This is a genomic window from uncultured Sphingorhabdus sp. (assembly GCF_937872355.1).
In the GTDB taxonomy this organism is placed as follows: Bacteria; Pseudomonadota; Alphaproteobacteria; order Sphingomonadales; family Sphingomonadaceae; genus Sphingorhabdus_B.
In genome coordinates this window covers 1-9,794 of the sequence record NZ_CALMSV010000016.1, presented here as the reverse complement: position 1 = coordinate 9,794, position 9,794 = coordinate 1, and the positions used below count along the sequence as shown (strand labels likewise).

Annotated in this window: 10 protein-coding genes and 1 pseudogene; 3 read left to right on the top strand and 8 right to left on the bottom strand. The window is 59.4% G+C overall.

The window, feature by feature from the left end; all coding sequences use genetic code 11:
- From Q0239_RS00780 to Q0239_RS00760, 5 genes are all read right to left on the bottom strand, one after another.
- Positions 1 to 674, bottom strand: a 674-nt coding sequence (locus Q0239_RS00780; RefSeq protein ID WP_298596874.1) for a VOC family protein, incomplete at its 3' end; no start/stop codon positions are given.
- Between the two features lie 11 nt (positions 675 to 685).
- Positions 686 to 1,069, bottom strand: coding sequence for a DUF1428 domain-containing protein (locus Q0239_RS00775; protein ID WP_298596871.1), 384 nt, complete (start codon positions 1,067 to 1,069; stop codon positions 686 to 688).
- A 15-nt stretch (positions 1,070 to 1,084) separates the two neighbouring features.
- Positions 1,085 to 1,477 carry a DUF1801 domain-containing protein gene (locus Q0239_RS00770; protein ID WP_298596869.1) on the bottom strand — a complete coding sequence of 131 codons (393 nt, stop codon included), beginning with the start codon at positions 1,475 to 1,477 and terminating at the stop codon, positions 1,085 to 1,087.
- 10 nt (positions 1,478 to 1,487) lie between these two features.
- Positions 1,488 to 1,898: a VOC family protein gene (locus Q0239_RS00765; RefSeq protein ID WP_298596867.1), complete on the bottom strand. Its 411-nt coding sequence runs from the start codon at positions 1,896 to 1,898 to the stop codon at positions 1,488 to 1,490.
- Positions 1,895 to 2,524: a TetR/AcrR family transcriptional regulator gene (locus Q0239_RS00760; RefSeq protein ID WP_298596865.1), complete on the bottom strand. Its 630-nt coding sequence runs from the start codon at positions 2,522 to 2,524 to the stop codon at positions 1,895 to 1,897. Before Q0239_RS00760 ends, Q0239_RS00765 begins: the two co-directional genes overlap by 4 nt.
- Before the next feature lie 141 nt (positions 2,525 to 2,665).
- Between Q0239_RS00760 and Q0239_RS00755 the strand changes: the two genes are divergently transcribed.
- The gene (locus Q0239_RS00755; protein WP_298596862.1) at positions 2,666 to 4,462 is read left to right on the top strand and encodes a VWA domain-containing protein; all 1,797 of its coding nucleotides are present in this window, start codon (positions 2,666 to 2,668) and stop codon (positions 4,460 to 4,462) included.
- A gap of 12 nt (positions 4,463 to 4,474) precedes the next feature.
- Here Q0239_RS00755 and Q0239_RS00750 read toward each other — a convergent pair whose 3' ends face one another.
- Positions 4,475 to 5,182 carry a hypothetical protein gene (locus tag Q0239_RS00750; protein WP_298596859.1) on the bottom strand — a complete coding sequence of 236 codons (708 nt, stop codon included), beginning with the start codon at positions 5,180 to 5,182 and terminating at the stop codon, positions 4,475 to 4,477.
- 160 nt (positions 5,183 to 5,342) lie between these two features.
- Here Q0239_RS00750 and Q0239_RS00745 point away from each other — a divergent pair.
- A pseudogene (locus Q0239_RS00745) lies at positions 5,343 to 6,832 on the top strand (YifB family Mg chelatase-like AAA ATPase).
- A gap of 93 nt (positions 6,833 to 6,925) precedes the next feature.
- Here Q0239_RS00745 and Q0239_RS00740 read toward each other — a convergent pair.
- Positions 6,926 to 7,594, bottom strand: a complete 669-nt coding sequence (locus Q0239_RS00740; protein ID WP_298596856.1) for a peptidylprolyl isomerase — start codon at positions 7,592 to 7,594, stop codon at positions 6,926 to 6,928.
- Position 7,595: 1 nt separating this feature from the next.
- Positions 7,596 to 8,081 carry a RecX family transcriptional regulator gene (locus tag Q0239_RS00735; RefSeq protein ID WP_298596853.1) on the bottom strand — a complete coding sequence of 162 codons (486 nt, stop codon included), beginning with the start codon at positions 8,079 to 8,081 and terminating at the stop codon, positions 7,596 to 7,598.
- Between the two features lie 139 nt (positions 8,082 to 8,220).
- Between Q0239_RS00735 and Q0239_RS00730 the strand changes: the two genes are divergently transcribed.
- Positions 8,221 to 9,794, top strand: a 1,574-nt coding sequence (locus Q0239_RS00730) for a fatty acyl-AMP ligase (RefSeq protein WP_298596850.1), incomplete at its 3' end; no start/stop codon positions are given.

Below are 9,794 nucleotides of genomic sequence, written 5' to 3'. Positions count from 1 at the left end.
GGACCGGCAGCCCCGGGGCGGGGTTTCTCGGCGGGGGCGGTGGAGGGGGGGGGCGCGTCGGTGGGGGCCCCTGCGGGCGCCTGCATGATCGCGCCAACCCCGCCGCCATCATGGTCAATGAACTGGTAAGTACCCATCGGGCCCATGTCCATCGGCTCGGGAAGTGTCCAGCCGAACAACTTAGTGTAGAAGGCCAGTGCATTGGCCTGATTGCCCGCGTAAAGCTCGTTCCACGAACAGCGGCCGTGCAGGCTGGTCGAAAAGGCGGTGCTCTCACCGCCACCCGGCGGCGGTGTAGGCGTCATGACATAGAATGGCGCGCCGCAGCAATCAGCGACCATGGCAATTCGCCCGGCCATCGGTACATCGCGCGCAGGCATCAGGCATTTGCCGCCCGCCGCTTCGATTGCGACCACGCTGGCATCGGTATCGTCCACGCCGATATAGCCGAGCCAACTGGGGCGAGCGCCATGCTCGATCATTTCAGATGACAATGTAAGAATGCCGCCTGTCATGCCACCATCGGCATTGGCGATGAAGCCGTAGCCCTCGGCCTCGGGCGGGCCAGCGCTCATCGTCCATCCGGGAACGACTGCTTCGTAAAAGGCCTTCGCCCCGCCAAAGTCGGTGGTCATCAATTCGTACCAGATCCAGCTGCCTTGCAATCTAGCCATGACGTGTCCTTTCAGGCTTTGAGGTCGACGACTGGCGCAAAACCCCCGAAAATCATCCGCTTACCGTCGAACGGCATCGGGTTCTTTTCGGGGTCCATGCGCGGATCGGCCTTGGACGGGTCTTCCATCCATTCGGTCATCTTGGCGAAGGCAGCGTCGCGGGTCGCCTTATCGGGCCATTCGATCCAGCTGAATAGCACCTCCTCATCGGCCTCCGCCTTCACCGCCATGCGAAAGTCGGTGGTGTGGCCTTCCTGGACATCGTCGCCCCAGCATTCGACCACGCGCAATGCGCCCAGATCCATGAAAACGCTGTCGCCCAGCTTGGCGTGCGCGATGAACTTGTCCTTGTTCGCCTTGGGGCAGGCGATCACGAAACCGTCAATATAGCTCATTGCTCTCTCCTCTCGTTACAATCGCTCAAGCTTGCCTTTGCGCTTGACGATATTTTTGTAATCCCACTGAATTTCGCGCGCCTTGCCGAGCCAGCGGTTAAGTTCGGCGTCATCGATCTGTGCCGCGTCAGTGTAGCGCGCTTCGGCGGCCTTGAACTTGCCCTCGGATTTGAGGCCGGGCTCTTCGAAGCTCTGGCCGCTCCAAAACAGCAGGCGGATGCAATCCTTCAGCCGCGAATAGCCGACGACAGGGTTGCCATCGAGGAACCACACTGGATGCGCATGCCAGATCTTGCTCTCCGCCTCTGGCAACGCCGCATCGATGCACGATCGCAATTTGGCGCAAATCAACTGGTCGTCTGCAGACAGGCTCAGATGATAAGCGGTGATTGTATCTGCGCTGCTCATAAAGCTACCCTCAGTCCTGCGGCGGTACCGCCGCAGGATCCATCCCGAAGGGGTCCCAGATATGACCATCGGGGTCGGCAAGCGTGCGCTGGTACATGAAGCCATGGGCCTGCGGCGGGTTGAGGGCTGCGGGTTCCCCCGCGGCGGCCCCGGCATCCACCAAAGCGTTCACCGCATCCCTGCTGTCGAGCGTGATCGCAATCATCACCTCGCTAGAGGTTGAAGGCGGGATCGGGCGATCGGTGAAGCTTTGCCATTTGGCGTGCGTCAGCAGCATCACCATGATCGACTCGCTCCACACCATGCAGGCCGCGGTCTCGTCGGTGAAATGCGGGTTATTGGTAAAACCGAGGGCAGTGTAAAAGCCCATCGCCTTGGGCAAGTCTGCCACGGGCAGGTTGACAAAGATCATCTTGCTCATTCGGTTTCTCCTCTTTCGAACAGCATTTTTATGTAGCGTTTGAGGTGGAGCACGCTGTCGCGCGCTTCCTTGGGGCTGTTCTTGGCCTTGGCGATGATGAAGGCACCCTGCAGCACCGCTTGGATATGATAGGACAGGCTTATAGCCGAAACGCCGTCGCGGATGCCGTAGCGTGCGATGGCCGCTTCGATATCCACGGCCAACCGTTCGCAATAGGCGCTGATGCTGGCATCGCTGGCGCGGCGCAGCGTGTCGCTGCTGGCAAAGCTTTCCTGCACCATCGTGCCGACAAAGCAGGTGAAGCCCTCGGGTGGGCCTTCGAGCATGAACATACGGAAGTCGATATGGGCGAGCAGGCGTTCGAGCGGGTCTTCGATCCGCACCCAGGGGGGCAGGGTGAAGATCAGTTCGTCGGCGCGCACAGTCCATTGCTCGGCCGCTGCCACGCCCAGTTCCTCTTTCGAAGCGAAATGGTGGAAGAATGCGCCCTTTGATACGCCCGCCGCCGCGCAAATCTCGTCCACCGAAGTTGCAGCATAACCCTGCTTGCGCACCAGCATATGCGCCGCGTCGATCAGTTTCGACCGGGCAGACGGGCGGTGAGCAGAGGCATTTCGACTCGACATTCACTAAACATACCAACCAGTCGGTATGTCGTCAAACCGCGTTTCCAGAGATCGCACGGCATTGTACCAGTGCGTTGAAATTGCGTTACGAATTCCGGTACTGCTGATAAGATATACGGTGGGACTATGAGGAGAGTCGGAATGCGTAAATTGCTGTTCCTGGCTAGCATGGCATTGTTAAGCTCGACGTGGCCGGTCATTGCACAGGATGAAGAGCAATATGAGGAGGATGATAGCTATAATGCTGTCGTCGTGACTGGTAGTGTCATTCGGGTTAGCGCCGGGGGCGCGCAGGATATCAACCATTTCCGCAGTCTCGCGATTGAAGACGGCGAGATGCCGCGCCCGGAATCGTTGACGGTCGAAGGGCTGCTGGGGCAGCACGATCTTCTCCTTCCGCTGGCGCGTGATTGCAGCCAACTGCTGTGCCTTGCCACAGAATCGATGCGCAGCAATTTGCCTACGCGCCCCGATGACCGGCTGTTCGTCGGGCTAGGCTTTGCCAGCAATGTTGATGCGGAAAGCTGGAAGCGCGACCCATTGAACTTGGTTGCCGTTGTCGATCAATCAGGGTCGATGAGTGGGGAACCTCTTGATCTCGTTAAATTAGCGTTGACCCGCATTGCCGAGCAGATGCAGGAAGGCGACCGGATGTCGGTGATCCTCTATGGCGATGAACCGCATGTTTGGCTGCAACCCACCAATTGGTCCGGCAACAAACAAGCCATCGTCAATCGCATTGCTGAAATTGAAAGCCATGGCTCGACCAATATGGAGGCGGGGCTAAAGCTTGGCTACAGCGTTGCATATGACGATGCCCCAAGGTTCAAGGGCAACACCCGCGTCATGTTGTTCACCGATGAACAGCCCAATGTTGGCGCAACCGACGCGGGCAGTTTCATGGGGATGGCGCAGCGTGCGGCTGATCGCGGCATCGGGATGACCACAATCGGCGTGGGTGTGCAATATGACGGCGCCCTTGCAACCAAGATCGGCAGCGTTAAGGGCGGGAATCTCTTCTTTGTCGAGGATGAAGCCCGCGTCGCAAAACTGTTCGGCGAAGAGTTGAACACAATGGTTAGCGAAATTGCACGCGACATCCGAATTTCGATGACTCCGACCAAGGGTTATGCGGTTTCAGGAGTTTTCGGCGTACCTGACGGCATGATGGAAAATGGCCGTGACGGAACGGTTAGTATAGTGGTGCCGTCCGCCTTCTTCTCGACCGAAGCCGGCGGAATTTTTGTCAGCCTCGCAAAGGACAGTAAGCGGGCCAATCTGCCCGAGGTGCAGTTGGCGCCGGATCGACCGTTGATGACTGTGCAGCTCTCATATCGTGCAATCGCCAATGGCCGCGACGGTAGCGACCAATTGTCCGTTGCGGCTCCATTGAAGGATCCGAGCGCCAATCTGGCCAAGGCGCAGGCGTTGGTCGACCAATATCTGGTGATGAAGCAAGCGACGCTGGCTTATCACCGCGATGGCAAGGCAAAAGAGGCTTATCGTTTGCTATCCGGCCTTTCTTCGCGCCTCGGCGCGATCAATGGCGAAGATATGGAGCAGGAAATGCAGCTTGTAACCGCCATGACTGATAAGGCAGCAAAGATGTCAGGCTATACCGGTGAAAGCTCGCTGGAACTTCGCCGAATGGCCATTGAAGGCAGTTGGGAAATCAAGAAAGCGGAAGGTTTCGTTGATCTCGCGAGGGGAGATCTACTCAAATTCGATCAGTCGGACTCGACGCTCTACATCGAACGGCGCCGACCACGAGCTGGTTTGGACGATGAAGACAGTGAAGAATTTCGCTTTGACGGCAATAAACTACAATTGCCAGAATCCCGCCTAGAGCTCACCTATAAGGAATATGGTGATCGAGCTAGTCTGACTGCGATGAGCGACGGCATACCACTGCGCCTTGATCTCAAACGAGTGTTCTGACGAGAAACCAGCTCAATCCAGCCGGACGTAACGCGCCAGATCGCGGCTGTTCAGGTACAGAGCATCGTCATGCGGGGCGCTGTTGGTCATCGCGTAGAAGCTGCGCGCTTCGGCATCGCTCAGTCCCATTTCGCGATAGAATGCGATATATTCCTGGTGCACCGGATCGTTGGCGGCGAAATCGTCTGCCTCATAGCCATCCTCATCGCGCCAGCTGTGGACTGCGAATTCCGCCGTCGGCGCTGCGCGACGCTGGGCACCGGCGAGGAACAGCTCGACCCCGCCCGAGCGGACCGAGCCGCCGTCGGGTACATAGGTGCTGACGCCATGGCGGCGCACCATGCGGGCAAGCGCGAGGTTGGCCTCATCGTCGCCAGTTCCGGGGCAATCGATCATGTCGATTTGTTTGAGCGTGGGGAACGCGCGCAGCAACGCGGCGAATTGGGCCGGCGTCTCGGTCTCGACGCTGCCGATCAGTTCGGCTCGGTCGGACGCGACCATATGGAATGGGCCGAAACTCGCCAGAGGGGTTCGGCTGGGTGAGACGTCACCAAAGGGCTGGGCAACGAAACGCTCGGTCGTTCCTGCGGGTGCCTCGTCTGCGATTTCGTAAACGATTTCCTCTGTTTCCAGCGTTGCAGCGCGCACCGGCGCAGCAATCAGCACGAGCGCAAATAGGCTCGCCATGCCAAGATTTTCGAGGATATTGCCCGTCTTCATCCGCGCCCATTGCGCGCCTGGGGATTGCGAATTTCTCTGCGGTAAAGGTTAAAAGGAATTTAGGCACGATTTGCCTTCGCCTGATTTCATGCTAACCGGTGGCGGCGCGCGGTGGCCAAAATGGCGCAACTTTCAACCTGTTTCAGGGAGTTGCTTTGCCGTGGTCGCTATCGTTTCTACCGTTGCCTATCTGGGGCTGGAGGCCCGTGCGGTCGAGGTGCAATGCCAGATTGCGCCCGGCATGGTCGCCTTTTCCGTGGTCGGTTTGCCCGACAAGGCCGTTGCCGAAAGCCGCGAGCGCGTTCGTGCCGCGATTGCGGCCTTAGGGCTGTCGCTTCCGCCAAAGCGGATAACCATCAACTTGTCGCCTGCAGACCTACCCAAGGAAGGATCGCATTACGACCTGCCGATCGCGATGGCGCTGCTCTCCGCCATGGGCCTCGTCGATGCCGAGACATTGGCGCAATATGTCGTGGTGGGCGAGCTTGGGCTGGATGGCAGGGTGGCGGCGTCGCCAGGCGTATTGCTGGCCGCGCTCCATGCTTCGGGGCGACAAATGGGGCTGATATGCCCCGCGATGCAGGGCGCCGAGGCCGCTTGGGCGGGGCAGGTCGAGGTCATTGCTGCACCAGATCTGCTTTCGCTGCTGAATCATCTCAAGGGGCAGGGGATATTGCGTCCGCCCGAACCGGGAATTGCCGATGCGCCGGTGCGAGGGCCGGACCTTAAACAAGTAAAGGGTCAGGAAACGGCAAAGCGCGCGCTGGAGATAGCGGCGGCGGGGGGCCATAATTTGCTGATGGTCGGGCCGCCGGGGGCGGGCAAGTCTCTCTTGGCCTCCTGCATGCCGGGGATATTGCCCGAACTGACGCCTGCCGAGGCGTTGGAAGTTTCGATGATCGCCTCGGTTGCAGGAGCACTCGAAGGCGGACGAATTTCGCGCAACCGGCCTTTTCGAGCACCGCACCACAGCGCCTCTATGCCCGCGTTGGTTGGCGGCGGTTTGCGGGTTCGTCCGGGTGAGGTTAGTCTTGCCCATCTCGGCATATTGTTTCTTGACGAATTACCAGAATTCCAAAGAGTTGTACTCGATAGTTTACGTCAACCCTTGGAAACGGGAGAGGTCAGTGTGGCCCGCGCAAACAGCCATGTGACCTTCCCGGCGCGGGTGCAATTGGTCGCAGCGATGAACCCTTGCCGCTGTGGCCATCTGGGCGATGCCGCGCTCGCCTGCAGCCGCGCCCCGCGCTGTGCGGCGGACTATCAGTCGAAGGTGTCAGGGCCGCTGCTCGACCGCATCGACCTGCATGTCGAAGTGGAGGCAGTAAGTGCCGCCGATCTGGTGTTGCCACCCCCAGCCGAAGGTTCCGAACAGGTCGCGGCGCGGGTTTTTGCAGCACGGCAGGTGCAGACTGAAAGGCTGATGGGGACCGCGAAACGCACCAATGCCGATTTGGACGGCGAATTGCTGGAGGCGCACGCAACCCCCGACGAACCCGGCCAGCGTTTGCTTGCCCAAGCCAGCGAGGCGATGCGCCTATCCGCACGCGGCTATACGCGGATATTGCGGGTCGCGCGGACGATAGCGGATCTGGCCGGATGCAAGTCGCCGAGGCTCTGTCTTATCGCCGCCAGCCGCCAAGAAATTGAGAGCGTCAGGATATAAACCGCAGCCCTGAGCCTGTCGAAGGGCGCCTATCAGCTTGAGCGCAAACCTCTAAGCGTGCTTCGACAAGCTCAGCACTACGGTTTTACTGGTAGTGGTACACTTTGGACCACCCGCCGTGCTGTCAGCACCTTCACCGGTTTGGCAATCATCTGCCCCTTCATCGCACCTTCGCCCAATGTGGTAGATATCGGCGCGTCGAATATCTGGCGGACAACCTCCATCCCGCCCGAAACGCGGCCAAAGGCGGTGTAGCCGGCGCGCGCCTCGGGATCGGTCGATTTGGGATCGGCATCGAGGCTGGGCATATCCGACAGCAGGATCGAAAAATCGCCTTTCGCGGTGCCCGGGGCCCAGCGTGCCATCGAGATCGAGCCTGCTTTGTGCAAGATTCCCGTCTGGTCGGTGGTTTCATGCGCAATCGGCGGCAGGTCGCGCTTCGGATCGCCACGCGTGCCGGCTTGTATCAGGCCGTTGGGCTGTTCGCCCCAGGGCAGCTTCATCGCGCGGTAAAAGGTTATACCGTCAAAGCGCCGTTGATCGACATAACGCACGAAATTGCGCGTCGCGATTGGTGCGCGCTTCGCGTCCAGTTCCAATTCGATCGGCCCCAATTCCGTAGTCAGCACAATCTTGACCAGATCAGGGAGCGGGGCAGGGGGCGGCGGCGCCTTTTTCGGTGGTGTTGCGGCGGTCAGGGCTATGAGCAGCGGCAGGGCCGCGAGGACGAATCGACGGTTCATCATGCTAATCTGCCTCCAAAATCTCACCGGGCAAAGCGGAGACAAATTTGCGTGCGATCTCAAAATCATGCCCGGCACGCAGGAATGCGGCAAATTGCTTGCGCTTCTGCTCGTCCGACGCGGGTTCGCTGGCATAGGGACCGATCCGTTTGCGTTGGGCAAAGCGCTCCGCAGACTGCCATTTTTGTGCAGCACTTTCGGCATGCGCATCGCCCGCATCGGCTTCCGAGATGCCCTTGGCGCGCAAATCTTCGTTCACCCGCCGTTGGCCAAGGCCACGCGCCGTCATCGTTCGCGCTCGTGCGGCAGCAAAGGCGGCATCGTCGATATAGCCGAGGCGAACAAAATCGGCGATCAACCCTTGTATGTCCGCTGCATTTTCGCCGTCCCAGCCACGCTCGCGCAGCTTTCGCAGCAAATAGTCGGACAGCTTCTTCCGGCTGGTGGCGTAACGCCCGACATAGTGTAGCGCCAAGTCACGTAACTTCACTGGATTCAGTGGCTTAGGCGATCTGTTTCGTTTTGGTTCATCTGCCACGCCGCATTGTTGCCACAGTCGGGTCGAAATTTGAACTCCAAAGGTCGTGTAAACCCGCTCGATTAGGGATCGCAAGATTAAGGGAAAGCACATGACAGGTCTAACACCCACGCCCTCCAGCGACACGCTGGAGCGCCGGTTTTCAGACTTTGAAACTCTGGGGGAGGCGCTGGACTATGCAGCGCAAGGGGCACGCGGCCTCAATTTCCACGATATGCGTGGTGAATTGGCGCGTCCCTATCCGTTCAGCGAGATGCGCAAGGATGCGCTGGATGTCGCCTATCGCCTGATCAGCCATGGCGTGAAAAAGGAAGACCGGATCGCGCTGATCGCCGAAACCGGGCCCGAATTTGCCGCACTATTCTTCGGCTGCGTCTATGCCGGCGCATGGCCGGTGCCGTTGCCACTGCCGACAAGCTTTGGTGGCAAGGAAAGCTATATCGACCAGATCATGGTGCAGCTCAACAGCTGCGATCCTTCGTCCCTATTCTTCCCGCCCGAGCTCGCCGAAATGGCTGGTGAAGCGGCCAAACGCTGCAATGTGGAGGGCGTTGACTGGGCTGAGTTCAACGATCGCATCGCGCTCAAGACCGAGCTGCCGCAGGCGACCACTGACGAGATTTGCTATCTGCAATATTCGAGCGGATCGACCCGTTTCCCGCATGGCGTTGCGGTGACGCACAAGGCGTTGCTCAACAATCTGTCCGCGCACAGCCACGGGATGGAGCTGAAGCCGCAGGATCGCTGCGTTTCATGGCTGCCTTGGTATCATGACATGGGGCTGGTTGGTTGCTTCCTGTCGGTCGTCGCAAATCAGGTATCGACCGATTACATGAAGACCGAGGATTTTGCCCGCCGTCCGCTCGCATGGCTTGATATGATCAGCCGTGCAGATGGCACGGTGATCAGTTATTCGCCCACCTTTGGCTATGATATCTGTGCGCGCCGTATTTCAAGCCAGACGCATGTTTCGGAGCGTTTCAAGCTCGGTCATTGGCGACTCGCAGGCAATGGCGCGGATATGATCCGTCCTGATGTGATGCAGTCCTTTGTCGATGCCTATGGCGATGCCGGTTTCAAGGCGAGCTCCTTCCTGCCCAGCTATGGCCTTGCCGAAGCGACGCTCGCCGTTTCAATCATGCCGCCGGGCGAAGGCATCGAGGTCGAGCTGGTCGAGGAAAGCGAACTGACCGGCGTGCCCGGATCGCCCGATCGCCCGACCCGCTATCGTGCCATCGTCAATTGCGGCAAGGCCGTTAAGGACATGACGATCGAGGTACGCGACGCCGATGGCAGCATTCTGCCCGATCGCGTGATTGGCAAGGTCTGGTGCACCGGCCCGTCGCTGATGGTGGGCTATTTCCGCGATCCGGAATCGACCGAGGCGTGCATGGTGGATGGCTGGCTCGACACTGGCGACATGGGCTATATGTCCAATGGATACATATACATAGTCGGCCGTGCCAAGGATATGATTATCATCAACGGTAAAAATTACTGGCCGCAGGATATCGAATGGGCGGTCGAGCAATTGCCCGGGTTCAAGGCGGGCGACATTGCCGCATTCTCGGTCAGCAACGGGGGCGAGGAAACACCCGCCGTGCTCGTCCCGTGCCGCACTTCCGATGAGGCTGAACGCGCCAAGCTCCGCGAGCAGATCAAAGA

Bases quoted from the DNA above. Each gene is read 5' to 3' on its own strand.
- Q0239_RS00775 (WP_298596871.1), bottom strand. From the start codon at position 1,069: ATGAGCTATATTGACGGTTTCGTGATCGCCTGCCCCAAGGCGAACAAG.
- Q0239_RS00765 (WP_298596867.1), bottom strand. From the start codon at position 1,898: ATGAGCAAGATGATCTTTGTCAACCTGCCCGTGGCAGACTTGCCCAAG.
- Q0239_RS00770 (WP_298596869.1), bottom strand. From the start codon at position 1,477: ATGAGCAGCGCAGATACAATCACCGCTTATCATCTGAGCCTGTCTGCA.
- Q0239_RS00750 (WP_298596859.1), bottom strand. From the start codon at position 5,182: ATGAAGACGGGCAATATCCTCGAAAATCTTGGCATGGCGAGCCTATTT.
- Q0239_RS00760 (WP_298596865.1), bottom strand. From the start codon at position 2,524: ATGTCGAGTCGAAATGCCTCTGCTCACCGCCCGTCTGCCCGGTCGAAA.
- Q0239_RS00740 (WP_298596856.1), bottom strand. From the start codon at position 7,594: ATGATGAACCGTCGATTCGTCCTCGCGGCCCTGCCGCTGCTCATAGCC.
- Q0239_RS00755 (WP_298596862.1), top strand. From the start codon at position 2,666: ATGCGTAAATTGCTGTTCCTGGCTAGCATGGCATTGTTAAGCTCGACG.